Source organism: Candidatus Saccharimonadales bacterium (assembly GCA_035945435.1).
GTDB lineage: Bacteria > Patescibacteriota > Saccharimonadia > Saccharimonadales > DASZAF01 > DASZAF01.
Genome location: DASZAF010000006.1, coordinates 16,064 through 37,867 on the forward strand (window position 1 = coordinate 16,064; position 21,804 = coordinate 37,867).

39 protein-coding genes and 3 tRNA genes are annotated in these 21,804 nt (G+C 50.6%); 2 read left to right on the top strand and 40 right to left on the bottom strand.

From position 1 onward, the window contains the following. Positions 1-56 precede the first annotated feature (56 nt). Positions 57-917 (top strand): hypothetical protein, encoded by an 861-nt coding sequence (locus VGS28_00680; protein HEV2412303.1) that lies wholly within the window; start codon positions 57-59, stop codon positions 915-917. Between the two features lie 25 nt (positions 918-942). Here the strand turns inward: VGS28_00680 and VGS28_00685 are convergent. The 39 genes from VGS28_00685 to rplC form a co-directional block, all read right to left on the bottom strand. Then, positions 943-1,017, bottom strand: a tRNA-Thr gene (locus tag VGS28_00685). Continuing rightward, positions 1,008-1,487, bottom strand: a complete 480-nt coding sequence (locus VGS28_00690; protein ID HEV2412304.1) for a hypothetical protein — start codon at positions 1,485-1,487, stop codon at positions 1,008-1,010. Before VGS28_00690 ends, VGS28_00685 begins: the two co-directional genes overlap by 10 nt. A gap of 202 nt (positions 1,488-1,689) precedes the next feature. After that, a tRNA-Tyr gene (locus VGS28_00695) sits at positions 1,690-1,776 on the bottom strand. A 9-nt stretch (positions 1,777-1,785) separates the two neighbouring features. After that, positions 1,786-1,862, bottom strand: a tRNA-Thr gene (locus VGS28_00700). A 45-nt stretch (positions 1,863-1,907) separates the two neighbouring features. Continuing rightward, positions 1,908-2,561, bottom strand: a complete 654-nt coding sequence (locus VGS28_00705; GenBank protein ID HEV2412305.1) for a tetratricopeptide repeat protein — start codon at positions 2,559-2,561, stop codon at positions 1,908-1,910. A gap of 21 nt (positions 2,562-2,582) precedes the next feature. Next, a complete protein-coding gene (locus tag VGS28_00710; protein ID HEV2412306.1) occupies positions 2,583-3,434 on the bottom strand; it encodes an AAA family ATPase in 852 nt (283 codons plus the stop codon). Then, positions 3,421-4,296: an RluA family pseudouridine synthase gene (locus VGS28_00715; GenBank protein HEV2412307.1), complete on the bottom strand. Its 876-nt coding sequence runs from the start codon at positions 4,294-4,296 to the stop codon at positions 3,421-3,423. Before VGS28_00715 ends, VGS28_00710 begins: the two co-directional genes overlap by 14 nt. Beyond that, positions 4,280-5,350: a tryptophan--tRNA ligase gene (gene trpS / locus VGS28_00720; protein ID HEV2412308.1), complete on the bottom strand. Its 1,071-nt coding sequence runs from the start codon at positions 5,348-5,350 to the stop codon at positions 4,280-4,282. The genes VGS28_00715 and trpS overlap by 17 nt, the downstream gene beginning before the upstream one ends. Before the next feature lie 75 nt (positions 5,351-5,425). Beyond that, a complete protein-coding gene (locus tag VGS28_00725; protein HEV2412309.1) occupies positions 5,426-5,716 on the bottom strand; it encodes a DUF3892 domain-containing protein in 291 nt (96 codons plus the stop codon). Positions 5,717-5,878: 162 nt separating this feature from the next. Next, positions 5,879-6,352: a hypothetical protein gene (locus VGS28_00730; GenBank protein HEV2412310.1), complete on the bottom strand. Its 474-nt coding sequence runs from the start codon at positions 6,350-6,352 to the stop codon at positions 5,879-5,881. A 177-nt stretch (positions 6,353-6,529) separates the two neighbouring features. Next, positions 6,530-6,928 carry a 30S ribosomal protein S9 gene (gene rpsI, locus VGS28_00735; GenBank protein HEV2412311.1) on the bottom strand — a complete coding sequence of 133 codons (399 nt, stop codon included), beginning with the start codon at positions 6,926-6,928 and terminating at the stop codon, positions 6,530-6,532. After that, positions 6,921-7,361 (bottom strand): 50S ribosomal protein L13, encoded by a 441-nt coding sequence (rplM, locus tag VGS28_00740; protein HEV2412312.1) that lies wholly within the window; start codon positions 7,359-7,361, stop codon positions 6,921-6,923. The genes rpsI and rplM overlap by 8 nt, the downstream gene beginning before the upstream one ends. A 2-nt stretch (positions 7,362-7,363) precedes the next feature. Further along, positions 7,364-7,771 (bottom strand): 50S ribosomal protein L17, encoded by a 408-nt coding sequence (rplQ, locus tag VGS28_00745; GenBank protein HEV2412313.1) that lies wholly within the window; start codon positions 7,769-7,771, stop codon positions 7,364-7,366. A gap of 3 nt (positions 7,772-7,774) precedes the next feature. Further along, positions 7,775-8,704, bottom strand: coding sequence for a DNA-directed RNA polymerase subunit alpha (locus tag VGS28_00750; GenBank protein ID HEV2412314.1), 930 nt, complete (start codon positions 8,702-8,704; stop codon positions 7,775-7,777). A gap of 21 nt (positions 8,705-8,725) precedes the next feature. After that, the gene (gene rpsD, locus VGS28_00755; GenBank protein HEV2412315.1) at positions 8,726-9,340 is read right to left on the bottom strand and encodes a 30S ribosomal protein S4; all 615 of its coding nucleotides are present in this window, start codon (positions 9,338-9,340) and stop codon (positions 8,726-8,728) included. 2 nt (positions 9,341-9,342) lie between these two features. Continuing rightward, positions 9,343-9,819 (bottom strand): 30S ribosomal protein S11, encoded by a 477-nt coding sequence (rpsK, locus tag VGS28_00760; protein ID HEV2412316.1) that lies wholly within the window; start codon positions 9,817-9,819, stop codon positions 9,343-9,345. A 12-nt stretch (positions 9,820-9,831) separates the two neighbouring features. Further along, on the bottom strand, positions 9,832-10,218 hold the full coding sequence (gene rpsM, locus VGS28_00765) for a 30S ribosomal protein S13 (GenBank protein ID HEV2412317.1): 387 nt from the start codon (positions 10,216-10,218) through the stop codon (positions 9,832-9,834). Between the two features lie 10 nt (positions 10,219-10,228). Beyond that, the gene (rpmJ, locus tag VGS28_00770) at positions 10,229-10,360 is read right to left on the bottom strand and encodes a 50S ribosomal protein L36 (GenBank protein HEV2412318.1); all 132 of its coding nucleotides are present in this window, start codon (positions 10,358-10,360) and stop codon (positions 10,229-10,231) included. Positions 10,361-10,391: 31 nt separating this feature from the next. Next, a complete protein-coding gene (gene infA, locus VGS28_00775; GenBank protein HEV2412319.1) occupies positions 10,392-10,613 on the bottom strand; it encodes a translation initiation factor IF-1 in 222 nt (73 codons plus the stop codon). A 106-nt stretch (positions 10,614-10,719) separates the two neighbouring features. Further along, positions 10,720-12,150 carry a preprotein translocase subunit SecY gene (gene secY, locus VGS28_00780; GenBank protein ID HEV2412320.1) on the bottom strand — a complete coding sequence of 477 codons (1,431 nt, stop codon included), beginning with the start codon at positions 12,148-12,150 and terminating at the stop codon, positions 10,720-10,722. A 31-nt stretch (positions 12,151-12,181) separates the two neighbouring features. Next, positions 12,182-12,661 (bottom strand): 50S ribosomal protein L15, encoded by a 480-nt coding sequence (gene rplO / locus VGS28_00785; GenBank protein HEV2412321.1) that lies wholly within the window; start codon positions 12,659-12,661, stop codon positions 12,182-12,184. Positions 12,662-12,663: 2 nt separating this feature from the next. After that, positions 12,664-13,263 (bottom strand): 30S ribosomal protein S5, encoded by a 600-nt coding sequence (rpsE, locus tag VGS28_00790; protein HEV2412322.1) that lies wholly within the window; start codon positions 13,261-13,263, stop codon positions 12,664-12,666. Positions 13,264-13,265: 2 nt separating this feature from the next. After that, positions 13,266-13,619 carry a 50S ribosomal protein L18 gene (gene rplR, locus VGS28_00795; protein ID HEV2412323.1) on the bottom strand — a complete coding sequence of 118 codons (354 nt, stop codon included), beginning with the start codon at positions 13,617-13,619 and terminating at the stop codon, positions 13,266-13,268. Between the two features lies 1 nt (position 13,620). Continuing rightward, the gene (rplF, locus tag VGS28_00800) at positions 13,621-14,157 is read right to left on the bottom strand and encodes a 50S ribosomal protein L6 (protein HEV2412324.1); all 537 of its coding nucleotides are present in this window, start codon (positions 14,155-14,157) and stop codon (positions 13,621-13,623) included. 21 nt (positions 14,158-14,178) lie between these two features. After that, positions 14,179-14,574, bottom strand: coding sequence for a 30S ribosomal protein S8 (gene rpsH / locus VGS28_00805; GenBank protein HEV2412325.1), 396 nt, complete (start codon positions 14,572-14,574; stop codon positions 14,179-14,181). 17 nt (positions 14,575-14,591) lie between these two features. Beyond that, entirely contained in the window at positions 14,592-14,861 is a 270-nt protein-coding gene (gene rpsN / locus VGS28_00810; protein HEV2412326.1) for a 30S ribosomal protein S14, read from the bottom strand. Beyond that, complete coding sequence (gene rplE / locus VGS28_00815; GenBank protein HEV2412327.1) at positions 14,861-15,439, bottom strand: 50S ribosomal protein L5; 579 nt, start codon at positions 15,437-15,439, stop codon at positions 14,861-14,863. The genes rpsN and rplE overlap by 1 nt, the downstream gene beginning before the upstream one ends. Further along, on the bottom strand, positions 15,439-15,777 hold the full coding sequence (gene rplX / locus VGS28_00820) for a 50S ribosomal protein L24 (GenBank protein HEV2412328.1): 339 nt from the start codon (positions 15,775-15,777) through the stop codon (positions 15,439-15,441). Before rplX ends, rplE begins: the two co-directional genes overlap by 1 nt. A 1-nt stretch (position 15,778) precedes the next feature. Next, a complete protein-coding gene (gene rplN / locus VGS28_00825; GenBank protein HEV2412329.1) occupies positions 15,779-16,144 on the bottom strand; it encodes a 50S ribosomal protein L14 in 366 nt (121 codons plus the stop codon). After that, positions 16,141-16,416: a 30S ribosomal protein S17 gene (rpsQ, locus tag VGS28_00830; GenBank protein HEV2412330.1), complete on the bottom strand. Its 276-nt coding sequence runs from the start codon at positions 16,414-16,416 to the stop codon at positions 16,141-16,143. Before rpsQ ends, rplN begins: the two co-directional genes overlap by 4 nt. Then, complete coding sequence (gene rpmC, locus VGS28_00835; protein HEV2412331.1) at positions 16,416-16,619, bottom strand: 50S ribosomal protein L29; 204 nt, start codon at positions 16,617-16,619, stop codon at positions 16,416-16,418. The genes rpsQ and rpmC overlap by 1 nt, the downstream gene beginning before the upstream one ends. Next, complete coding sequence (gene rplP / locus VGS28_00840; protein ID HEV2412332.1) at positions 16,616-17,038, bottom strand: 50S ribosomal protein L16; 423 nt, start codon at positions 17,036-17,038, stop codon at positions 16,616-16,618. Before rplP ends, rpmC begins: the two co-directional genes overlap by 4 nt. A gap of 11 nt (positions 17,039-17,049) precedes the next feature. After that, complete coding sequence (gene rpsC, locus VGS28_00845; protein HEV2412333.1) at positions 17,050-17,691, bottom strand: 30S ribosomal protein S3; 642 nt, start codon at positions 17,689-17,691, stop codon at positions 17,050-17,052. Between the two features lie 3 nt (positions 17,692-17,694). Then, positions 17,695-18,093 (bottom strand): 50S ribosomal protein L22, encoded by a 399-nt coding sequence (rplV, locus tag VGS28_00850; GenBank protein ID HEV2412334.1) that lies wholly within the window; start codon positions 18,091-18,093, stop codon positions 17,695-17,697. Positions 18,094-18,095: 2 nt separating this feature from the next. Then, on the bottom strand, positions 18,096-18,359 hold the full coding sequence (rpsS, locus tag VGS28_00855) for a 30S ribosomal protein S19 (GenBank protein ID HEV2412335.1): 264 nt from the start codon (positions 18,357-18,359) through the stop codon (positions 18,096-18,098). Between the two features lie 4 nt (positions 18,360-18,363). After that, entirely contained in the window at positions 18,364-19,197 is an 834-nt protein-coding gene (rplB, locus tag VGS28_00860; protein HEV2412336.1) for a 50S ribosomal protein L2, read from the bottom strand. Then, a complete protein-coding gene (rplW, locus tag VGS28_00865) occupies positions 19,197-19,523 on the bottom strand; it encodes a 50S ribosomal protein L23 (protein HEV2412337.1) in 327 nt (108 codons plus the stop codon). The genes rplB and rplW overlap by 1 nt, the downstream gene beginning before the upstream one ends. A 4-nt stretch (positions 19,524-19,527) precedes the next feature. Beyond that, positions 19,528-20,148: a 50S ribosomal protein L4 gene (gene rplD, locus VGS28_00870; protein ID HEV2412338.1), complete on the bottom strand. Its 621-nt coding sequence runs from the start codon at positions 20,146-20,148 to the stop codon at positions 19,528-19,530. Continuing rightward, positions 20,148-20,762 (bottom strand): 50S ribosomal protein L3, encoded by a 615-nt coding sequence (rplC, locus tag VGS28_00875; protein ID HEV2412339.1) that lies wholly within the window; start codon positions 20,760-20,762, stop codon positions 20,148-20,150. The genes rplD and rplC overlap by 1 nt, the downstream gene beginning before the upstream one ends. Positions 20,763-21,018: 256 nt before the next feature. Between rplC and VGS28_00880 the strand changes: the two genes are divergently transcribed. Then, a complete protein-coding gene (locus tag VGS28_00880) occupies positions 21,019-21,510 on the top strand; it encodes a hypothetical protein (protein HEV2412340.1) in 492 nt (163 codons plus the stop codon). A 19-nt stretch (positions 21,511-21,529) separates the two neighbouring features. Here VGS28_00880 and VGS28_00885 read toward each other — a convergent pair whose 3' ends face one another. Further along, positions 21,530-21,799: a hypothetical protein gene (locus tag VGS28_00885; protein ID HEV2412341.1), complete on the bottom strand. Its 270-nt coding sequence runs from the start codon at positions 21,797-21,799 to the stop codon at positions 21,530-21,532. Positions 21,800-21,804: the final 5 nt, after the last annotated feature.

A 21,804-nucleotide genomic window follows, 5' to 3' on the forward strand; every position in this document is an offset into this window, starting at 1 on the left:
TGCATTTCTGTTAAATATCTCTCATGATATTTACAGACAGCTAAGGAGGCAAAGGCATGTCGATTGGGGAAGCTGGCCCGGACGAAGTTCTGAAGGGTGATGCTGGGGTAGAAGGTGCAGAGATAGCAACGGATCGTGGTTCAGGCGGCGACCAACCCGACAGTGGTGATCCCCAACTGGGCGAAGCTCGTACAGCGGAGATAGCGGGCGGTGGCCTCACGGCAGACGCAGATGGCGCAGTACCTGGGTCTGGTGAGGCCGTGGCAGGTCCCGGTATGGTACTGCCAGATGTACAGCCAGTAACACTAGGCAGGATGCCCAGACATGAGAGACAGAGACCGAGATGGCTTCTCCCTGCTGCAGCGCTTGCTGCGGCGGTAGCCGTCGCGACCGTAGTCGTCATTGCTCTCCCTCACAGCGGCAGTAAACCAGTAACTGCTCACCTGTCTCAAGGTGGCAAAATTCCGACGACCGCTCCATCCCGTTCAGGCGGAGCACAGCATTCGTCACCGGGGAATAGTAACGGTCTTGGGCTTCCAGCCATGCCCCCTTCTCCTGAGGGCGTGACTCATAACGGTATTGATCCGGAGACAATTGTTGCCAGATCAGATGGTAGCGTGGTGACCTACCAATGGCTTCCAGGTGGTGCGGCGGTTGCCGAATATGTTCAGGCACCAAATGGTGTGGTTGTGGAGAGAGCATGGAACTCAAACGGGACCGTAGCTGGGAATTACCGGCTATCTTGTAGCGGACCAAATGTAATGGACTCACAGGAGATAGGATCTGGGAGATGGACTCCGCCGTTCAGTGTCGGCAGCGTAGCAAACGCTTGCGCCAACGGTCTTACACCCCTTGCTTACGCAAGGGGTTTTGCTACCAGTAATCAAACAGCTTTTTATGTACAACAAGCCGCCTAAGATAGGCGGCCTTATTCGTTAAACATGGAGCCCCGAGTGAGAATTGGACTCACGACCTCAAACTTACCACGTTTGCGCTCTACCACTGAGCTATCGGGGCAAAATCCCAACCAATTTATCCCTTAGTTTCTTATTATGATAATATACCGTTAACACACCGTATTGACTTTTTCTACGATAAGTTCCAAGAGACCCAGATATTGTAACTGTTATTTTATAAAATTGCGAGGCCTTTACCCCAAGTCTATTGGTCCAGTAATCAAGTACTGCTTGTTCGTCAGTATCTGAGAAAATTTGTAGCCCGAAACGGAGATCTTTGAGCGCGACACCACATAATTCGATCAGGAACCGAATGAAGACCTTCATAAGTTCCGGGTCGGTATTACCGAGGCGGACAGAATGCTTGTTGGCTTTATTGCCCTCTCCCCAATATAACCCAATACCTAGTCCGTAGAGCTCATGTTCTTCGGGGGTTTCTGGAGTTTTGAGCTTAAACGGATCACCATTAGGGTTGTGCTTGTAGTAAATCGCGTCACCGATTGATCTGCGTTCAATGCCCCATTTATTCATATGATACACGACTTTATTAGTAGAGCACCCAAGCAGATCAGAGATCTCTTTCATTGAAAGTCGCCTACTAATATATAGGTCTCTAAGTACGGATTCTTTAATCACAATTCTAGTATACTACCTCCTTTCAAGGTAACTGGTCTACTCCTATAAGATAAATAAAAAAGAGTCATCTTAGTTATGACTCCAGAGTTTAAAATCATGGTGCTGGGGGAGGGATTCGAACCCCCGAAGGCATGAAGCCGTTTGATTTACAGTCAAATGCGTTTGGCCGCTTCGCTACCCCAGCCTGTTAAATTGGAGCCACCTGTCGGACTCGAACCGACGACCTGCTGTTTACAAAACAGCTGCTCTAGCCAGCTGAGCTAAGGTGGCAGTTACAGGGGTAATTCTATCTGAATTTCCCTGTTTTGACAATAACTACATTACCACTCGGCGTGGTTGCTGGACCCTTTGGGTAGTTGGGGCACTTGCCTTGAGCTTTTCGATCTTCTCTTTTAACGTCTTGGCTTTCTCGTTTTCACCTATGCGTTCGTAGGCGTCTATGAGCAAAGCAAAGGTTTGTGGGTTTGGCTCTAAGTGGACGGCTCGCTCAAGTGATTCAACGACTCGCTTCTGGTTACCGAGCTTTTCCTGGACTTTGGCGTAGGCAATATGTCTGGCGGCTAAGTCGTCCTCCATCTCTAGCGCACGCTCAAAGGCATGGGCTGCGTTTTGGTGTTGCTCGGTCTCATAGTAGATCAGCCCCAGGTTATGAAGGCTGGAGGCCATCGGTTCAATGCTCTGGGCGATTTCGAAGCATTCAATGGCATCGGCGTAGGCTTTCTGCTTGGCGTAGAGGATACCGAGACGACTATAGGCCATCGCGTTTCGCTGGTCGGCCCGAAGAATCGTCAGAAGAGCCTTCTCAGCGCGCAAATACTTCTTCTCACTAACACCTATGTGAAAGTCCTGCCAGAGCTTCTGGAGGCGCCCACCGGTCTTGGCCTGCATCGGCTTAAGAAGGTGGGTTGCCCTTGTGCTCGCGTAGAGAGCCATGATGCCTGCCAAAATAACGAAGATAATAGAGTACATAGACCTCTTAATTATACCATCTCAGAGTGAGAGTGCGAGATAGGTCAGCTGTGCTTTGATATTACCATTGGCTACAAGCCGGTTGGCCACCTCCTCGGCTAGGTCGATTTTGGAAGCCCAATTGAGTGTTTGGGGTGATGTTTTAGCCTTATGAAGTAGACTCCGGGCCATCTGGACGACGAGTTCCAGGATTGTGAGTGCTCTCTCCCGATCGTTCCCCAGGTTACCGACTATTTTGAGGCGATCTAGCTTGGAACCAAGTAAAAACTCTTTCGCAACTGCTGCTTGATTGCGATATTCGTCGAGTAGCTCTTTATCCTGAGCCAGTAACGAGGCCAGCCCGATCCTACCTCTTGAAACAAAGAGGATCTGTTGAATAGCTTCTTTGGAGAGCTTTGGGTACGTCTGCCTGAGAAAATCTTCGAGCTGGGCGGTCTCGAGAGGGTAGATATTAACTTCCTGGACGCGAGAACGGATGGTCGGAAGAAGCTGTTGCGGTAGATGCGAGAGTAGAACGAAATGCGTCGAAGAGTTTGGCTCCTCCAGCAGCTTCAGAAAGGCGTTTTGAGCTCCAAGCGACATAGTATCGGCACCGTCGAGAATGAAAACTTGGTCTTCGTCCTGCTTAGCTCTGCTCGCCCGATAGAGGTCTCGTATCTGTTCGATTGCGATCCCCTTCTTTGCTTCAAGCGGCTCAATAATTCGCAGCCTCAACTTTGAAAAGCCACCCGTTCTCGTGAGCCACTTCTCTGTGACATAGCGCTTACCAACCCCGCGAGGTCCACTCAGCATAATGGCCTGCGGCAGATCTCGGGCTAGGCTGGTAAGCAGGGTGGCCGTCTGAGCGTGGAGGATAGGATTATCGTCTTGCATCGAAGTCCTTTAGTGCCTCTTTTAGATCTTTTGGCATCGGTGCTTCAAAGACCTCCCGCTTGCGGTTGGGTAGGGTTACCTCAAGAGACTGGGCATGAAGAAAGAGTCGTGGCACTTTCAGTTTGCTCCCGTAAAATCGATCACCGGCAATTGGGTGACCAAGATAGGCCATGTGAACTCGTAGCTGGTGAGTCCGGCCGGTCTGAGGCATCAATCGTATCAGCGTGGCATCTTTAAACGATTTGATGACTTCATAGGCTGTTTCGGCAGGTTTGCCCGAAGAGTCAACCCTGAACGTCTGTGGCTTCTTCGGATTTCGCTCTATTGGTAAACGAATGATGGCTTTGGGCTTATCAAGGATTCCTTCAACGAGTGCCACGTATGTCTTTTTAACTTTACGCTTACTAAACTGAGCCTGTAACCATCGTTTGGCTGTCTGATTCTTAGCGGCGATGATCACACCTGAGGTGTCGCGATCAAGCCGATGAACGATCCCGGGCCGATTGTTCGACTGCTCCTCATCGGTGAGTGGACGTACAAAATCGGCGACGGTTGGCTCTTCATTTAAGACGCCCTTACTATGAGTTAGAAGGCCTGGTGGTTTGTTAAGAACAATCACATCTGCATCCTGATAGATGATCGGTATATCGATAGAATGATCAGTGCTTTCGGGTACCTCGACTATCAATGTACCTTCTTGCAGGAGAGCCGAGCCCTTGATGGGCTTGCCATTGTGTGTGACCTTGCCGTCATGGAACTGTTTGCTCCAGAATGAGCGAGTGTAGTCTGTTAGCTGTGAGGCGACAAAGATATCGGCTCGTATCCCCACGGCATCCGGAAGTATCTTAAGAGTCTGCTTCATCAATAGATCGTAAGCCAACGGCTTGTTGAACTCGGTGAAGAGTTTTGTCGGCTACTGCTCGCATCGCTTCCTCTGAAGCATGCAACTTATCTTCAACTTCCTGATCGCTGATATCGCTTAGCCGAGCTTGGAACTCTTCCAGGAAAGCTCTTACTTTTTCGGCAACTGCTGACTTCAGTTCACCGTAACTTGTCTTGCCACTCCAGTCTCTGAGAGTCTCGTTGACAGCTGTGTGTTCGAGTAAGGCTAAAATCTGTAGCAGATTACTTATGCCTGGCTGTTTCTGATAGTCAAGCGAATCGGGTATTAGTGCCAGAGAGTCTGTCTCGGCGCGCATGATCTTCTTGGCAGCGGCTTCGGGATCGTCGCTGAGAAATATGACCCCGTTGCCAGTCTCATCACTCTTACTCATCTTTGTGGCAGGGCTGAGCAGATCGCGAATGCGAAGATCTTGGTCTTTGGCGAAGAAAGCATGCTGTTTAGAGACGGGCTGTGGGACAACGAAGAGTCCGTCAGGAAAGACATCTGAAAACTGTCTATTCATCCGCTCGGCAATATCGCGGGCAAATTCAAGATGCTGAGTCTGGTCCTCGCCTACCGGCACGTAAGCAGCTCCATATAGCAGAATATCTGCAGCCATGAGAACAGGATAGTTGAAAAGACCGACGCTGATTCTGTCTTCCTTAAGCTTGGCGGATTTATCTTTGAATTGAGTCATACGGCTCATCTCGCCGAATCCAGTAAAACAGTCGAGTATCCAGGTCAACTCGGAGTGAGCTGAGATATGGCTTTGGCGATAGAGATAGAGGTTGGGGTTATTAATGTCCAGGCCTGCTGCCACGAAGATTCTAACGTTGTTGATGGTGCGCTTATATAGCTCACGGTGGTTGATGGGAGTAGTAAAACTGTGAAGATCAGGGACGAACATATTTATCTGGTATTCTCCAGCATGATGGTTGGCCATATCTACCATAGGCAACATTGCTCCAAAGTAGTTACCAATTTGAAGGTCGCTATTTGACCGAATACCGGTTAAAATCGTCTCTTTTGCCATCTTGTCACTATTATATACGCTATAAGGATAAAGACCACCGAAAGCCGGTGGTCTTTATGTCCATCTACTGAGTTACTAACACTCACCCAATGCGAGCAGGTTGTCTGACCAGTCGCTGTCAGCTCTTGTCTGGACAAACTTATTGCCCTCACGGCTTACGTTGACAAAGCAATACACCGTCTTGCCGTGATTGCTAACATAGGCCTGATTGTTCCTTTCGAGATAGGCTACCATTTCAGTACGGCTATAATAGCCAGTGGATGGTCCGTTCGGACCGTTATAGACCCACCCGAACCTTGTTATACCCTCATGCGGATTTGCGTGATTGCCGTTGTCCTTGTTGATGCAAACAATACGAATTACCATAGTAGAAGTTTCCTTTTATGCTTTACAGCGTTAACGTGATTTTGATATAATATAAAAGCACTAAACTTTGCTTACCGGCAAATTTATTGCTTCCGAAATGACTCGTTTGCGCGGGTCATTTCTTCATATTGACATATTTCACATTTCTCCCCCTTTCGTTACTTAAAATGGTATTTTGCTTAAATCAATAAAGTCGTCTGCATCAACGGTATCAGGATCGTTATCGCCGGGCTCTTCGGTTGGAACAACTTTTTCTTTTAAGGTGATGACAAATGCGTCACCATCACCTTCCTTGTTGATGCCAATCTCAGATAATTTAACGACCTCGAAGTCAGCATAGCGGCCAGCGTACTTGGCAGCGTCAAGTGAGTTCACATCAAAAAAGCTACGTGCTACGATCAGCCCGCCATGCTTTTCGTTAGGTATCCGGACCGCAAGACCAAACTTTGGAGCGTTAGCACTGAAGTGCAAACCAACTTTATTCACTCCCTTGTCGTAAAGAATAACTGCCTTGTGGTCTTTAGTGATACCATATTTATCTATAAATGCACGCGGCAGGCCGAAGGATTTGTTCTCTGTAACTGAGATGAAAGCCCTACTTCTTGTACCGATGGCTTTGAATACTTCAAACGTCATTTTTATGGCACTCTCTCATGCTTCTTATTCTAGCACAATTCTTCGCCTTGTAGTACTTTTATTTCAATTGTAGACATTAACACAACTTCGTGGTGTCTTGTTATTCTATTTAGGCACGTAAATACAAAAGACCACCGCAAGTTTGGGTGGTCTTTTGCCTGAGGAGCTCTCTTAGGATTAACGCTTGGAGAACTGTTCGCGGCGACGAGCGCTCTTGAGCCCATATTTTTTGCGTTCTTTCTCGCGTGAGTCACGCTTGAGCAGGCGAGCTTTCTTAAGTGTTGAGCGAAGTTCTTCGTTCATTGCTGAGAGCGCCTTGGAGATGGCTAACTTGCTAGCATCAACCTGGCCCGAAACACCACCACCTTTAACGTGGAGGCTGATATCGTACGCACTCTCCTTACCGATCAGTTTGAGTGGCTCGAAAAGCTCTTGGATAAGCTTCTCGTTATCAGCAAAGTAGGCGTTAGCGGGCTTGTCGTTAACCGTGATGGCTCCTTTGCCTGTACGCAGGCGAGCTTGAGCGGTAGCTTCTTTGCGCCTTCCTAAACCGTAAAAGTAGTCATTCTTAGCCATTCTTTGCTCCAATCGTTACGGGCTGTTGGGCCTGGTGGTCATGCTCTTCGCCCGCGTAGACTCTGAGCCTGGCAAGACGTCCTGGGCGCAGCTTGTTCTTCGGTAACATACCCGCCACAGCGTGAGTGATAGCTTCAGCCGGGTTCTTGTCCATAACCTCTTGGAGTGTTCGCTCTGAGAGGCCACCCGGATAACCGCTGTAGCTATAGTACATCTTATTGGCGAGCTTATTACCGGTGACTTTCAACTTCGAGGCATTCACGACGATGACGTAGTCACCACCATCTATATGAGGGGTGTAGGTTGGCTTGCCCTTACCGTTTAAATAGTCAGCAGCTAGGCTGGCAATACGACCGAGAGTATCTTCCGAGGCATCAATCACGTACCACTTTCGATCGACATCAGCTGCTTTCTGACTGTAGGTTCGCTGCACCATTACTTCTTCTCCCCTGCTTTGACAGCCTTAGGAGCTTCTTTGACCGCTAGGTCATCGACAAATGAGATCCGGGCCAGCTGGGCGTTGTCGCCAACCCGCTCAGTCGTCTTCTTGATCCGTAGGTAACCACTCGAGCGATTCTTTAGCTGCGGGGCAATCTCATCCACGAGCTTGTGGGCTGCCTGAATGGTTGTGACTTTGCTGATGATCTGACGACGGTTGTGTAGATCACCGACCTTGGCCTTGGTGACGAGCTTCTCAACATATGGACGGAGCTCTTTTGCCTTTGGCAAGGTGGTCTCAATAGAACCGTGCTCGATAAGAGCCGTGGCCAAACCTTTCAGAAGAGCACGACGCTGGTCGCGATCTCGGTGAAGGTGTCGTCCTTGGCTTCCGTGGGCAGGCATTTTTTAAAGCTCCATCTCCGCTAGCTTCTCTTTGACCTCATCAAGAGCCTTGCTACCAAAGCCCTTTAGCTCACGCAGTTCCTCGTCGCTCAAAGTAACTAGGTCCTTGATAGTGCGGATCTCGTTGTTGAGCAAGGCGTTGGTGGTACGGGCTGAGAGGTTTAGGTCTTCGATCGGGGTCAGAAGCTTGTTGTTATCCTCATCGTCTTCAGAAGCGACTGTCAACGGCTGAGCGGCGTCGACGCGAGTCTGGCCGGCTAGTGCGGTGTATTGGTTAACCAGAATGGCGGCCGCCTCTTCAAAGGCGTCCTTTGGAGTGATTGAACCGTCAGTATCGATAGTCAGGAAGAGCTTATTGAGGTTGGTGGCTTGGCCGACACGGGTATCCTCAACTTTGTAGCGAACACGCTGAATTGGGCTGAAGAGAGCGTCGATTGCGATCATATCGCTGGTTGGGCGAAGAGCGGTTGACTCCTCGACAGTGCGATAGCCGCGACCAGTCTCGACAACCAGATCCATGACCAGCTCGGTCTTCGGATCGTCGATAGTGGCGATGTAAAGCTTGGGGTTAACGATCTCAACATCAGCGTTGGTCTTGATGTCACCGGCGGTAACAGGACCGGCGCCCTTCTTGATGAGGCGGAGAATCTGAGGCTCTTCGCTGAAGACACGGAAGCGGACTTGCTTGAGGTTGAGCATGATATCAACACCGTCTTCCTTGACGCCCTTGATGGCCGTAAATTCGTGAGTAATACCATCGATCTTGAAGGCAGTAATGGCAGCGCCGGCTACGCTTGAGAGTAAGACACGGCGTAAGCTGTTGCCCAGCGTCATACCATAACCTGTGTGGAGCGGCTCTATGACAAACGTAGCGCTGGTGGCTGAATGTTCGTCAATCTGCGCGAGGGTTGGGTTATGAATTGTTTTTGACACAGCGATTATCTCCTCATTACCTTAACGTGAGTAGTACTCAACGATGAGTTGTTCGTTAATGTTTTGCTCGGCTTCTTCCCTTGTTGGGACACCGGTGATCGTAATAGTCATCTTCTTGGGTTCGCACTTGAGCCAACTGAGGCTCTGTTGGTTGTCGCTGAGCGTCTTGCTGACCTCGCTGAAGTAAGTATTTGACCTACTCTTCTCGCGGACAGTGATAACGTCACCAACTTTGACACGTATAGATGGAATATCGACGCGACGGTCATTCAGCATAAAGTGACCATGCGAGACTAACTGGCGGGAGCCTCGGCGGCTGGTCGCAAAACCTGCGCGGAAGACGGCGTTATCGAGACGCTGTTCGAGGAACTGGAGCAAGACTTGGCCTGACTGGCCCTTCGTTCGGCTGGCCTCGTTCATCAATTTAGCGAACTGCCTCTCGAGGAGACCGTAGATACGGCGAACTTTCTGCTTCTCACGGAGCTGTTGAGCATAGAGGCTCTGCTTTGGTTGGCGTGAACGGCCGTGCTCACCAGGGATATTCGGCTTCTTAAGCATGATCTTGTGAGCTTTCGGATGAAGAGCGTAACCTTCGCGACGGCTCTGCTTGACGATGGGTTTACGGTCACGGGCCATGATTAGACTCTCCTCTGTTTCGGTGGTCGGCAACCACCGTGGGCCACGCCAGTTATATCTCGGATGCTCTCGACTTGGATGCCAGAGTTGTTGAGGCTACGGATAGCAGCGTCGCGTCCGAGGCCTATACCCTTAACGAAGACGTCAACGATTGACATGCCGAAGTTCTGCTTAGCGGCTTGAGCGGCCTTGTCGCTAGCTACCTGCGCAGCGTAGGCGGTACCTTTTTTGGAGCCTCTAAAGCCACAGCCACCGGCGCTGGCAGTTGTCAGGACATTGCCATTCTTGTCGGTAAAGACGACGATGGTATTGTTGAAGCTGGCCTGAATGTGGACCTGACCAGATGGGACAGAACGCTTGGCTTTCTTCTTCCGGGCAGCTGGAGCAGTAGCCGGTGCTGGTGCAGCTGTAGCTGTGGTCGCAGTAGCAGTCGTCTCTTCGGTCGTGGTTGTGGTGTTGGTAACTTCTTCTTCAGCCATGATCTAACCTGTTTACGTCTTTGAGGCTACTTTCTTCTTAGTGCCACCAACCGTGATCTTCTTACCGCGACGAGTGCGAGCATTCGTCCTGGTACGCTGACCACGTGATGGGAGGCTGTTCTTGTGTCGGAGGCCTCGGTAGGCATTGATGTCCTTGAGGCGTTTGATATTAGCAGTAACAACTCGCTTGAGTTCACCCTCAACAGTGTAGTTTGCGGTAATCTCATCACGAATACGAGTCAGTTCGCTCTCACTGAGGTCCTTGACTCGTACTGTCGGGTCGACTTTAGTAGTCTCTAGAATACGACGAGCGTATGCTGGCCCAATACCGTAGATATAGGTCAGTGAGATCTGAACTTGTTTCTCAGTTGGGATGGTAACACCTGCGACACGTGCCATTTGCTAATCGTTATCCTTGACGTTGTTTGTGACGAGGGTTGCGCTTACAGATAATGTAAAGCTTCGCCTCACCGCGGCTATTGCTTCGTCTTACGACTTGGCAGCTGGCACAAATTTTTTTTGCGCTTGCACGAACCTTCATGGCGCTCTCCTCTCTTGTTACGTTGGATTATTTAACCTTTGCGGTAGGTGATTCTGCCCTTTTCGAGATCGTATGGACTCAACTCAACTACAACGCGATCGCCTGGCAGAATTTTGATGTAGTGTTTTCGCATTCTTCCTGCGATAACTGCCAGGATGATATGACCATTTTCGAGCTCAACCTTAAAGGTGGTGTTTGGTAACGACTCTACCACCACTCCTTCAAGCTTGATAACCTCTTTAGTATTGGTCATAAACTACGTGAGGTATTATAGTCGTTTTTAATCTGTTTGTAAAGTAAATTAACCAAACACTCACATAGGGCGTTACATCTAGTTTAAACTGTCGAAAAATGATTGTCTAGTAGCCTTCGTCGTAGGCTACCATGAGGGCCCTGGAGTGAATCAGGCGAATCGTTTCAAGGGTGACGGCGACGACGATTAGCAGACCCGTACCACCAAGTGCGATCTGCCTGTTAGCGGCAATCTGGAAGTAGCGGACGAGAATAAACTCGGTGATAAATGGCAGAACTGCGATAAGACCCAGTGAGAGCGAACCGAATAGCATCAATCTGTTGACGGTTTTCGAGAGATACTTCTCGGTCTGCTTACCAGGCCGGATATTGGCGATAAAGCCGTTCTGCTTCTGGAGGTTCTCTGCGGCGTCTTTTGAACTGAAGGCGATATTGGTATAGAAGTAGGTGAAGATGACAACCAGGAGGAAATACATCAACGGATAGAGATACGCTTGGTGACCACCTGTAGCCAGGGATTGGTCAGATGGTGTCTGGAACCAGCTCACCAGCGTTGTGCCGATGTGATCGAGATAGTGACTCTTTGCGGTGGTCAGCAGTTGTCCCACGAAGCTTGGCAGGGCTAAGAACGAGACGGCAAAGATGACCGGGATAACACCGGCGGTGATGAGCTTGACGGGCAGAATACCTTCAACACCACTATAGGTCTGGTTGCCTTGGATACGCTTGGCGTAGCTAACCCGGATAATGCGCTGAGCTTCATTGAGTTTGACAACGCAGTAGATGCTGATCAGCGTCAGCAGTGTTAGACCGGCCGCTAGACCCAGCCCTTTAGCACTCACCGGCATTGTAAACCAACCAAAGACGCTTAAGTGGCTGCCTTTCGGGAAGAGCGCACTGGCTAAGATACTGGCGGTGTTTGGCAGCTGGGAGACGATACCCGCGAAGATAACAAGTGAGATACCGTTACCAAGCCCTTGTTCGGTGATCAGCTCACCAAGCCACATAAGAATCATGGCGCCAGTCGTCATTGCCCCGATCATCAGAACCCACTGCAATGTTGTGGTATGGGCTGTGATGTCGATACCTAAGTTAGATTGCAGCGTCGATTGACGAAGAATAAAGAGAAAGCCGATCGACTGTAATACGGCTAGGGGGAAGGTAATTATACGAGTCCACTGCTGGAGTTTCTGTCGACCTGTCTCCCCTTCTTTGTTGAGCTCGTCGAGCCTCGGGATTGCCTTAGTCAGCAGCTGGATGATAATGGAAGCGTTAATGAACGGCGCCAACCCAACTAACATGATCGAGAAACTGGTTAGTGCACCGCCGGACAGTAGATTGATGAAGCCAAGTAACTGCCCGCTGCCGTTATTGCCATTAATGACTGAGTTTAGAAGAGTCTTCAGCTGAGTGTGGCTGGCGAGTGGGATTGGGATATGAGAGAGGAAGCGGTAGACGACTATCAGCAACAAGAGCAGGACTAGACGCTTCTGCATGTCTCGGCTCTTGAATGATCTGATAATGCTATGCCAGTTCACGCACCCTCCTTACTTTAGTTGCGAGTGTAACTTACTTTTTCTCTTCTGTCGACTTGGCCGTAGCCTTCTTTACAGGGGTGGTAACCTTCTCGAATGAACCACCGGCTGTCTTAATGGCTTCGATAGCTCCTTCGCTCGCGGCTTGAACTTTAACCTTTACGGCTTTCTTCAGCTCACCTTTCTTGATGATCTTGACGAGATGGTACGGTGAGGCAATAAGACCCTTTTCGGCCAGTACATCGTTATCGATTGTGCTGACGCCGAGTGACCCGAGCTGTTCGGTGTAGACGACTTGGGCTGGGACTCGGATGCTCTTAAAGCCCTTCTTCTTCGGAATACGTTGCATAAACGGAGTCTGACCGCCTTCAAAACCGGCCCGAAGTTTCTTACCCGTACGCGCCTTCTGACCTTTGGTGCCACGACCAGCAGTCTTACCTTGACCGGCTGAGATGCCGCGACCGACACGCTTGCGGTTTTTTGTAGAGACTACTTGCAGTTCATGTATCTTCATCTTTAAGCCTCCTTGGTCGCCGTCTTCTTGGCGGCGGGCTTCTTAGGGGTAGCTTTCGCCTCAGGCTTCACCTCTTTCGAGTTGCGTGTAGTAACCCACTCATCATACGGGACCAACATCTCAAGGGCCTTAAGAGTGGCGTAGGCGCAGTTAACCTTATTCGTCGAACCGAGCGACTTACTGAGTAGGTTGCTGATACCCGTTAGTCCGACTATCGAGCGGACGACACCGCCTGCGATAAGACCGGTACCTGGTGCTGCTGGTTTGAGAAGGATATGGGCTCCGCCGACCCGGGCCTCAACTTCGTGGGGAATAGTGCCCTTGTAGATCGGTATAGTCTTCATATCTCTCTTGGCTCGCTCGACTGCCTTGGTAACGGCACTCTGGACATCGGCGCCTTTGGCAACTCCGATACCGATACGGTTCTTCTTGTCACCGACGGCAGCGAGTGCCTTAAAACGGAAGCGACGGCCACCGTTGAAGACGCGCGCAACACGATCAATGTTGATCACATACTCTTCGAAGATCTTCTCGGCTTGTGGCTGTCCGCCTTGACCTGGCCGTCCACGGCGCTGATGTTGTGATTGCTGTTCGTCAGCCATGGCTAAAACTCCAGTCCTTCTTTACGTGCGGCGTCGGCAAGGGCGGCAACCCGACCGTGATATTGTTTGCCATTACGGTCGAATGTCACATTATTAACGCCCGCCTTCTTGGCTTTCTTGCCGATATCAGTTCCAACCCAAGTAGCCCTTTCCGTCATGGTGCCCTTTGCGGCACTCTTGTTGGTGGTGCTCGATGCGAGGGTCTTGTGCTTGGTGTCGTCGATAACTTGGGCACTTATCTGGCGATTTGAGATAGTTACTGTCAGACGAGGGCGTTCAGGAGTACCCATCACGCGCGAACGGATGCGTCGCTTGCGCAAGAATCGGTTAAATAACTTGTGTGCGTTCGTATTCATCTTACTTTGTCCCTGTCTTTCCGGCCTTACGGATAATCTTTTCACCCGAGTACTTGATACCCTTGCCCTTATACGGTTCAGGTTTGCGTAGAGCTCGGATGTCCGCGGCAACCTGACCAACAAGTTGCTTGCTGATACCCTTAACGGTAATTGTATTCTGGTTGACGGCTACTTCAACTCCCTCGGGAGTGGTAAAGGTGACAGGGTGAGAGAAGCCTAGGCTGAAGTTCAGAGTGTTACCGCCACCACTGACCCTGTAGCCAACACCGCTAAGACGCAGCTTCTTCTCGAACCCGTCTGTTACGCCAGCGACCATGTTGGCGATAAGGGTGCGAATCAAGCCGTGCTGGCTTTTAGCAACCTTCTCATCCGACTTGCGATTGACAACGACGCTATCACCTTCAATGGTGACTGTTACGTCCGAAAGAACTGGCTGGGTCAGTGTGCCCTTTGGTCCTTTGACCGTAATAATACCCTGGTCGACCGTGATTTCCACGCCTGATGGGATGGCCACTGGCAGCTTTCCGATTCGACTCATCTTAAATTACCTCTTACTTTCCTAATATACTTTACAGATTAGTTCACCGCCGAGGCGCGCTTTGGTAGCTTCCTGACCAGTCATGATGCCATGGCTGGTTGATAGAATAACCACACCACGACCGCTCTTAACTCGTGGGATGTCGTCGGCCTTGGTATAGTACCGGCGACCCGGCTTGCTGAGGCGTTCGATCGAAGTTATGGTGGCTGTTCTGCCTTCTTTGGCAATGGTGATCTTCATATCGTTAACTGGCTTGGCTTCAATAACCTCGACAGCTTCAAGGTAGCCTGCCTTAACCAGTTCGCGAGCAATCTGCTCTTTCAGGCGGCTGTATGGGAGGGTGACTTCGCGCTTACCGACGTTGATGGCGTTGCGGATTCGCGTGAACATATCTGCGATTGGATCTGTTGAAAGCATAGTCATCGTTCTACTCCTTACCAGCTAGCCTTAGTAACGCCTGGGATTTCACCCTTGCTGGCATGTTCTCTGAACGAGATACGGCTCAACCCAAAACGTCTCATGTAGGCTCGCGGTCGACCTGTCTCCGCATCACGGTTCTTAAGACGCGTCGGTGATGAGTTGCGTGGCAGGAGGGCAAGGCCTTCCAAGTCGCCAGCCGCCTTTAAGGCTTGGCGGCGTTCCGCATACTGCTCATGCATCTTTCGGCGCTTTAAGTCGCGAGCTATGTTAGATTTTCTTGCCATCAGTGTTTCTCCTCTTTCTCGAACGGCATCCCAAAGCCTTCGAGCAGTGCCTTAGAACTGGCGGGTGAATTACTACGAATTGTAAACGTGATCTGTAAGCCGTGTGGAGTGGTGGTGTCTTCGAAGCTAAGCTCTGGGAAGACGGATTGTTCAGGAAGGCCTAGGTTGTAGTTGCCTGAAGCGTCGAATGACTTATTTGGCACCCCGTGGAAGTCGCGGACTCGAGGTAGGACAACACTGATCAAGCGGTCCATAAACTCATACATCTGGGCATCTCGTAGTGTCACACTGACGCCTATTCGGTTCATGCCTTTCCGGATCTTAAAGGTAGCAATAGACTTCTTAGCCATCCGATCGATTGGTTGTTGGCCAGTGATCTTGCGCAGGGTATTTACGACTACTTCGTAGAAGTGCTTGTCGTCCTTGTGTTTGCCGATACCGACGTTAATAACGATCTTCGTGAGACGGGGCACTCGGTGGATGTTGTCGAGCTCAAGCTTCTTTTGAAGATCGGCAGCTAGTGACTCTTTGTAAAGAGCCTTCAAGCGTGGAACGTATGCTGTGCTTGCCTTAGCCATTACTTGATCTCCTTGTTGTCTGCTTGTCGATAGACACGAACCTTCTTGTTGTCTTTGCCTTTCGTCTCGTAGGCAATTCGGCTGCCCCTGGTCTGCTTAGAGGGATGGACGATAGCCACCTTGCTCAGTGGCACTGGCTTAATGATCTTTTCAATCGAACCCCTGCTGGTCGTAGCATTCGGTTTAACATGCTTGGTAACGATGTTAATGCCCTCGACTTCAACCATCTGAGTTCGTGGATAGACTCTCAAGACTTTGCCAGTCTTACCCTTTTCACGGCCGATCCGAACGATGACCGTATCGTTCTTCTTGATTCTGAGAGTGATAGGCTTGTTCATCTTAGAGTACCTCCGGTGCGAGCGAGACAATCTTCATGTAACCCTTCTCGCGTAGCTCACGTGGGACTGGCCCGAAGATGCGGGTTGCTTTCGGCAGTTTATTCTCATCGATCAAGACAGCGGCATTATCATCGAATCGAATGGTTGAGCCATCTTTTCGCTTAATCTGCCGTGTCGTTCTGACTACGACAGCTCGGACTACTTTCTTCTTCATGCCGCTGGCTGGTAGGGCATCCTTAACAGAAGCGACAATGATGTCGCCAACACCAGCATAGCGACGTCGGGTACCACCGAGCACACGAATGCAAAGCAGGCTCTTGGCGCCGCTGTTGTCAGCTACTTTTAATCTGGATTCCTGTTGGATCATTCCTCACCCTCCTCGGATGATTTTTCGAGTACGTTACCGGTTTCGAGGACCTTAGCAAGCTTAAAGTGCTTGGTCTTGCTTATCGGACGGGTCTCGACGATCTCAACCTTGTCACCATAGTGAGCTCGGTTCTTTTCATCGTGAGCCTGGAACTTCTTCGAAACAGTGTATTGTTTGCGGTAGAGTGGGTGTTGCTTGCTGCGGCGAACAGTAACGACAATCGTTTTGTCTTGAACGTCTGAGCTTACAATCCCAACGAGTCGACGTGCCATTACTTGTTCTCCTTAGTGCTTACTTCTCGTTGCACGGTTAATATACGGGCGATCTCCTTACGAGTCCGTGGTAGTTTGCTAAAGTTTTTCAGCTCACCCATCTTGTGTGAGCGACGAGCTTCTGCTAAGTCACTTCGCAGAGTACCCACGGTCTTTGCTAGTTCATCGGCCGACTTGGTGCGCAGATCTTTGGCTTTGCTCATAGCATGGCCTCCCCTTCTCTGACGATGAACTTACAGCGGACGGGCAACTTATGGGCAGCCAGGCGCATTGCCTCACGGGCCTGTTCCTCGCTGACTCCGGCCATCTCAAAGAGGACCGTACCGGGTTTCACCTTGGCAACAAAGTACTCAGGGTTACCCTTACCGCTACCCATCTTGACGTCCTGCGGCTTGCGAGTAACTGGGGTGTGCGGGAAGATACGGATCCAGATCTTGCCACCACGTTTAACGTAGCGGGTCATCGCCTGTCGGGCGGATTCGATCTGGCGGGAGGTGATGCGCTCAGCGTCTTGGCTCTGCAAACCATATTCACCAAAGGCGATATAGTCACCAGTAGTGGCAACACCTTTGATCTTGCCTTTGCGCACCTTTCTGAATTTAGTCTTCTTTGGTAGTAACATGATCTATTCCTCTAACCGTCGTTCCGTTCACCTTTATAAATCCACACCTTGACACCAATAACTCCATAGCCGGTGATCAGGGCTGGGGTGTACGCGTAGTCGATATCTGCTCTAAGGGTGTGAAGAGGGACCGAGCCCTGGATCTCCTTCTCGCGTCTGGACATGTCTGCGTTGTTCAAACGGCCAGCAACCTCGATGCGGATACCCTTTGCGCCGGCGTTCATGGTTGAGGCGGCCGTGGCCTTAACGGCGCGTCGGAAGTTGATACGGCGCTTGAGCTGGTGAGCGATGTTCTCGGCTACCAGTTTGGCATTTAGCTCGGGTCTCTTGATCTCCTCAATATTGACACGGACTGGTTTCCCCATGATCTTCTCAATATCGGCACGTATCTGCTGGGCGCCAGCTCCACCGCGTCCGATGACAACACCTGCTTTTGAAGTGAAGATGGTGATAGTGACAAGATTGGGTGAGCGCTCAATGTCTACTTTGGCGATAGTCGCACGGGTGTCAAAGCGCTTTTCAATGTAGCGGCGGACCTGGAGGTCGCGGGTCAGGTTGTCGGCGAAAGTCCGTCGGTTGTCAGCGAACCACTTTGAACGCCAGTCCTTAGTGACCTGCAGTCGCATGCTGATAGGGTTTACTTTTTGACCCATGACCTACTCCTCTTCCTCTTTCTTGCCGCCAGCCTTAGGAGCTGCCGTCTTCTTCTTTGGTTTCTCTTCGCCGGTCAAGGTGACCCTGACATGACTGGATCGCTTCAAGATACGGTGGGCACCACCATGAGCAACTGGTTTAAAGCGACGCATCGTCGAACCACCGTTGACCTCAATCCCGGTAATCTGCAGACTTCCTTCGGCAAGGCGGTGGTTATAGACCGCATTTGCCTTGGCGCTGGAGACAACCTTATGAAGTGGTTTAGCGGCACGTCGTGGAGTGTGCTCAAGAATAACCAGGGCGTCAGCGACACTTCGCTTTCGAATCAGAGCAGCAACCTCGGCTACTTTACGAGGGCTTATGCGAACTCCTTTAGCGGTGGCGACGACTATCTGGCTCATCTCTACTTTTCCTTCCCGCCGTGCCTACGGAATTTACGTGTTGGCGAGAACTCACCGAGTTTGTGACCGACCATGTTCTCAGTGATAAAGACCGGCACATGGACTTTGCCATTGTGGATAGCGAAGGTATGACCAACCATCTCGGGTGAGATTGTTGAAGCTCGCGCCCACGTCTTGACGACGGTACGATCATTAGCACCAAGAGCCGCCACTTTCTTGGCTAGCTTTGGATCTATGAATGGTCCTTTTTTCAGTGATCGGCTCATATACCTATCTCCTCTTTCCTTCTGAGCGGCTGCGCACGATGTACTTAGTCGTTGTCTTGCGGCGCCTTGTCTTGTAACCAATAGCTGGTTTGCCCCATGGGGTGCGTGGGTGTCGACCGGGTCCGGTCTTACCTTCACCACCACCCATAGGGTGATCAGCCGGGTTCATAGCCTTACCATGAACAGTTGGACGCCAGCCCATGTGACGTTTACGGCCAGCTGAACCGAGCTTGATGTTCTGGTGGACCTCATTACCAACAGTACCAACGTGTGCCATGCACTCTTCGCGGACCCGACGAACTTCGCCGCTCGGCATACGTAGAAGTGCATACCCGTTCTCACGAGCCATCAGTTGGACCTTGGTTCCGGCTGAACGGGCGATCTGGCCCCCTTTACCCGCCTGAAGTTCGACGTTGTGGACGAAACTGCCAGCAGGGATGCGGCTAAGCGGCAGACGGTTACCGGCTTCAATGGCCACGTTCTTGCCTGACGAGATAACTTGTCCAACTTTGATGGAGTTGTGAGCAATCAGGTAGTGGTACTTGCCGTCCTGATCTTTAACACGGGCAATGCGAGCAGACCGGTTTGGATCATACTCAATGTGCTCGACGGTGGCAGTTGTATCAGGAGCGAGCCGGTAGTTAACAACGCGGTAGAACTTTTTGTTGCCATTACTGCGATGGCGAACGGTAATCTTACCAGTATTGTTGCGGCCGGCATGTGATTTCTTAACGCGAAGAAGCGACTTAACAGATGTCTTGGTGGTAACGTCGTCAAAGTCCTGGCTGGTCATACCCCGCCGCCCTGCAGTGGTTGGTCGGTACTTAGTTAGAGCCATTACTTCTTCTCCTTCTCTTCAGTGCCGTCGTTGAAGATGTCGATCTTGTGCCCTTCGGCCAAGGTGATGTAGGCTTTTTTGCGATCGGCTCGCGTGGTGTTGATGCGAACACGAGTACGGTTCTGGACCATTGAACGGACTGGCTTGCCCTTCTGGATAAGCGGACGCACGTCTGTGACTTTAACCTTGAATTGGGCCTCAACAGCCTTGGCGATGGCTGCTTTGTTGGCGTTTTTAGGGACGACAAAGACGTAGGTGCGCTGGTGTGAAGTCGCGTAGCTCTTCTCGCTAATGTGTGGGATAAGGGTCATGTGTGTTGCTTCCATGGTCTTACTCCTTAGCTCCTAACCAGCCGTTAACCATCTCAAGGGCCTTCTTGGTAATCAGGATCTTATCTGAATTGAGGACGTTAAAGACGTTCAGATAATGAGCATGGACAAGAGTGACATCCTGTAGGTTGCGGCTTGAGCGGATCAACTCAGCAGTTTTATCTGGAACGACTAGCAGGACTGTCCGGTCGGCACCGTGCTTAGTTAGGTGAGCAACCATCTCCTTGGTCTTGCCGGTGGTCTTGAGCTCGTCGATGACGACTATACGTCCTTCCTTAGCAGAGAGTGAAAGTGCCTGCCTAAGAGCAGTTCGTTTGGCACTGGTTGAGAGTTCTTTGCGGTAGTTTTCATTACCAAGTGGGCCGAAGATGACACCACCATGGCGCCAAAGTGGCGTACGGCTGGAACCGACACGGGCCCGTCCGGTGCCTTTCTGACGGTGTGGTTTGCGTCCGCCTCCGGAAACCTCTCCTCTGCGGAGTGTCTTGGCAAGATTAGTTCGGCCGTTTGCTAGATACGCTTCATAAGCAAGCTTCAGGAGTTCGTAGTTGGCAACTTCAACCCCGAAGACTTCTTTGGGAAGTTTCGTTGTCTGCGCCGTAGCTGTAGCTGACGTGGCCATTACGCTTTGCCTCCCAGAATAACAATACCTAGACGAGGGCCTGGAACAGCGCCACGGAGTCCCACTACACCGAGTTCGCTGTCGACGAGAGCGACTTTGAGGTTTTTAACAGTTACCTGCTCGCCGCCCATCTGACCAGCCATCTTCTTGCCTTTGAAGATCTTCTGTGGGTACATCGAGCCAATCGAACCCGGCTTGCGGTAGTTCATTGATCCGTGTGACTTAGGGCCGGTGTTGAAGTTGTGGCGCTTAACGGTACCGGCGAAACCCTTACCCTTGCTAGTAGCGGTTACGTCGACCTGGTCGCCTACTTCAAAGACCGTAACATCAAAAGAGGTGCCAACTTTGGCATCCTCTTCGTCGAGCTTGAGATCTCTGAATTCGCGAATAATCTTTGGGCTCACCTTGGCGTTCTTGACATGACCTGCCACTGATTTACCTAGGTGCTTGTCATCACCAAAACCGAGTTGGACGGCGTCATAGCCATCCTTTTCGGCAGTCTTGAGCTGTGTAACAGTACATGGGCCAGCTTTGATCAGCGTTACAGGTACGACAACACCATCCTCAGCGAGGATTTGAGTCATGCCGATCTTAGTGCCGATGAGCGCTTTCATTACCGTCCCTTTTGTTCCCTTTATTGAATGAAAAAACTTGGTATCACGTGGTTTCCTCTCTGTTACAGGGCGGAGGACCTACTAAATGTACCAAGAAGTTCAACGCGTCTTTAAGCTTGTATGTAAAACTTCCTGACAATAATAACAGATGGCACTCTCTGATGTCAACAGCATTGATGTTGGCTATGTTTGTAGATTTTCTCGTCGTAGAACGCAAATTTGCAACCTGGCTAATTGAGTGTATAGTATGTGGATCATGACACAACCCCCCACCTTAGAAGTTGTTCCACCAACCTTACTTACAAGCTGTGACCAACTCCAAGCAGGTGATCGGATTACGATAGTCGATCTAGATCGGGCTTTGGCAAACAAGCCACCTATATTAGGGATATTGGCTGTAGATCGCTATCATGTGCCCGTTGATCCTCGCGCCGGTCAGAGCCGTCATCACTCCGAACCTCCTCACTGGCACGGTACTTTCAACCCCTATGAGCGACTTATGAATGATAGCCCAGGTTATCTGGGCAGTCCCGTAGAAGTTCTTATAGGAGTTGGAGCTCAGGCAATCAGTATGGTTCGATTTGCACCTGCGGGTAACCTCGCCGATCGACGAGCTCGGGCTGCCGCTGAAGAGGAGGCTGCTTCACGGCCGGCTTCGAGACGACGCACGGATGTAACCGATCTTCCACCGTCAGCCATGTTCTTCTTGACGCACCGTCAACAGCAACAGTCTGAGGTTGGCTCGTAATCGACCGTACTGCTACTTGTCAGATGACGATTCCTGCTGGATTGAAGAATGTCACGATGGCAATGATAAGCAAGATGGCATACTCAAGCTTACGGTCAATCTGAAAATGCTCATGCATGGCAAAAAGAAGCCCAATGAAGAAACCGACAGGAATAGCACTAATACTGATAGCGCCAATCTGCAATGGATTGGTGAACTTAAGCCAGAATGAGGCAGCTAAGACGTAAAGTATCAGCTTTAAAAAGAAAGCGCTGTCTCGTTCGTTTGTTTTACTTTTGCGTTCTGGCATAACTC

Bases quoted from the DNA above. Each gene is read 5' to 3' on its own strand.
- VGS28_00680 (HEV2412303.1), top strand. From the start codon at position 57: ATGTCGATTGGGGAAGCTGGCCCGGACGAAGTTCTGAAGGGTGATGCT.
- VGS28_00690 (HEV2412304.1), bottom strand. From the start codon at position 1,487: ATGAATAAATGGGGCATTGAACGCAGATCAATCGGTGACGCGATTTAC.
- VGS28_00705 (HEV2412305.1), bottom strand. From the start codon at position 2,561: ATGTACTCTATTATCTTCGTTATTTTGGCAGGCATCATGGCTCTCTAC.
- VGS28_00710 (HEV2412306.1), bottom strand. From the start codon at position 3,434: ATGCAAGACGATAATCCTATCCTCCACGCTCAGACGGCCACCCTGCTT.
- VGS28_00715 (HEV2412307.1), bottom strand. From the start codon at position 4,296: ATGAAGCAGACTCTTAAGATACTTCCGGATGCCGTGGGGATACGAGCC.
- trpS (HEV2412308.1), bottom strand. From the start codon at position 5,350: ATGGCAAAAGAGACGATTTTAACCGGTATTCGGTCAAATAGCGACCTT.
- VGS28_00725 (HEV2412309.1), bottom strand. From the start codon at position 5,716: ATGGTAATTCGTATTGTTTGCATCAACAAGGACAACGGCAATCACGCA.
- VGS28_00730 (HEV2412310.1), bottom strand. From the start codon at position 6,352: ATGACGTTTGAAGTATTCAAAGCCATCGGTACAAGAAGTAGGGCTTTC.
- rpsI (HEV2412311.1), bottom strand. From the start codon at position 6,928: ATGGCTAAGAATGACTACTTTTACGGTTTAGGAAGGCGCAAAGAAGCT.
- rplQ (HEV2412313.1), bottom strand. From the start codon at position 7,771: ATGCCTGCCCACGGAAGCCAAGGACGACACCTTCACCGAGATCGCGAC.
- rpsD (HEV2412315.1), bottom strand. From the start codon at position 9,340: ATGGCCCGTGACCGTAAACCCATCGTCAAGCAGAGCCGTCGCGAAGGT.
- rpsK (HEV2412316.1), bottom strand. From the start codon at position 9,819: ATGGCTGAAGAAGAAGTTACCAACACCACAACCACGACCGAAGAGACG.
- rpsM (HEV2412317.1), bottom strand. From the start codon at position 10,218: ATGGCACGTGTCGCAGGTGTTACCATCCCAACTGAGAAACAAGTTCAG.
- rpmJ (HEV2412318.1), bottom strand. From the start codon at position 10,360: ATGAAGGTTCGTGCAAGCGCAAAAAAAATTTGTGCCAGCTGCCAAGTC.
- infA (HEV2412319.1), bottom strand. From the start codon at position 10,613: ATGACCAATACTAAAGAGGTTATCAAGCTTGAAGGAGTGGTGGTAGAG.
- rplO (HEV2412321.1), bottom strand. From the start codon at position 12,661: ATGAAGATACATGAACTGCAAGTAGTCTCTACAAAAAACCGCAAGCGT.
- rpsE (HEV2412322.1), bottom strand. From the start codon at position 13,263: ATGGCTGACGAACAGCAATCACAACATCAGCGCCGTGGACGGCCAGGT.
- rplR (HEV2412323.1), bottom strand. From the start codon at position 13,619: ATGAATACGAACGCACACAAGTTATTTAACCGATTCTTGCGCAAGCGA.
- rplF (HEV2412324.1), bottom strand. From the start codon at position 14,157: ATGAGTCGAATCGGAAAGCTGCCAGTGGCCATCCCATCAGGCGTGGAA.
- rpsH (HEV2412325.1), bottom strand. From the start codon at position 14,574: ATGCTTTCAACAGATCCAATCGCAGATATGTTCACGCGAATCCGCAAC.
- rpsN (HEV2412326.1), bottom strand. From the start codon at position 14,861: ATGGCAAGAAAATCTAACATAGCTCGCGACTTAAAGCGCCGAAAGATG.
- rplE (HEV2412327.1), bottom strand. From the start codon at position 15,439: ATGGCTAAGGCAAGCACAGCATACGTTCCACGCTTGAAGGCTCTTTAC.
- rplX (HEV2412328.1), bottom strand. From the start codon at position 15,777: ATGAACAAGCCTATCACTCTCAGAATCAAGAAGAACGATACGGTCATC.
- rplN (HEV2412329.1), bottom strand. From the start codon at position 16,144: ATGATCCAACAGGAATCCAGATTAAAAGTAGCTGACAACAGCGGCGCC.
- rpsQ (HEV2412330.1), bottom strand. From the start codon at position 16,416: ATGGCACGTCGACTCGTTGGGATTGTAAGCTCAGACGTTCAAGACAAA.
- rpmC (HEV2412331.1), bottom strand. From the start codon at position 16,619: ATGAGCAAAGCCAAAGATCTGCGCACCAAGTCGGCCGATGAACTAGCA.
- rplP (HEV2412332.1), bottom strand. From the start codon at position 17,038: ATGTTACTACCAAAGAAGACTAAATTCAGAAAGGTGCGCAAAGGCAAG.
- rpsC (HEV2412333.1), bottom strand. From the start codon at position 17,691: ATGGGTCAAAAAGTAAACCCTATCAGCATGCGACTGCAGGTCACTAAG.
- rplV (HEV2412334.1), bottom strand. From the start codon at position 18,093: ATGAGCCAGATAGTCGTCGCCACCGCTAAAGGAGTTCGCATAAGCCCT.
- rpsS (HEV2412335.1), bottom strand. From the start codon at position 18,359: ATGAGCCGATCACTGAAAAAAGGACCATTCATAGATCCAAAGCTAGCC.
- rplB (HEV2412336.1), bottom strand. From the start codon at position 19,197: ATGGCTCTAACTAAGTACCGACCAACCACTGCAGGGCGGCGGGGTATG.
- rplW (HEV2412337.1), bottom strand. From the start codon at position 19,523: ATGGAAGCAACACACATGACCCTTATCCCACACATTAGCGAGAAGAGC.
- rplD (HEV2412338.1), bottom strand. From the start codon at position 20,148: ATGGCCACGTCAGCTACAGCTACGGCGCAGACAACGAAACTTCCCAAA.
- rplC (HEV2412339.1), bottom strand. From the start codon at position 20,762: ATGAAAGCGCTCATCGGCACTAAGATCGGCATGACTCAAATCCTCGCT.
- VGS28_00880 (HEV2412340.1), top strand. From the start codon at position 21,019: ATGACACAACCCCCCACCTTAGAAGTTGTTCCACCAACCTTACTTACA.
- VGS28_00885 (HEV2412341.1), bottom strand. From the start codon at position 21,799: ATGCCAGAACGCAAAAGTAAAACAAACGAACGAGACAGCGCTTTCTTT.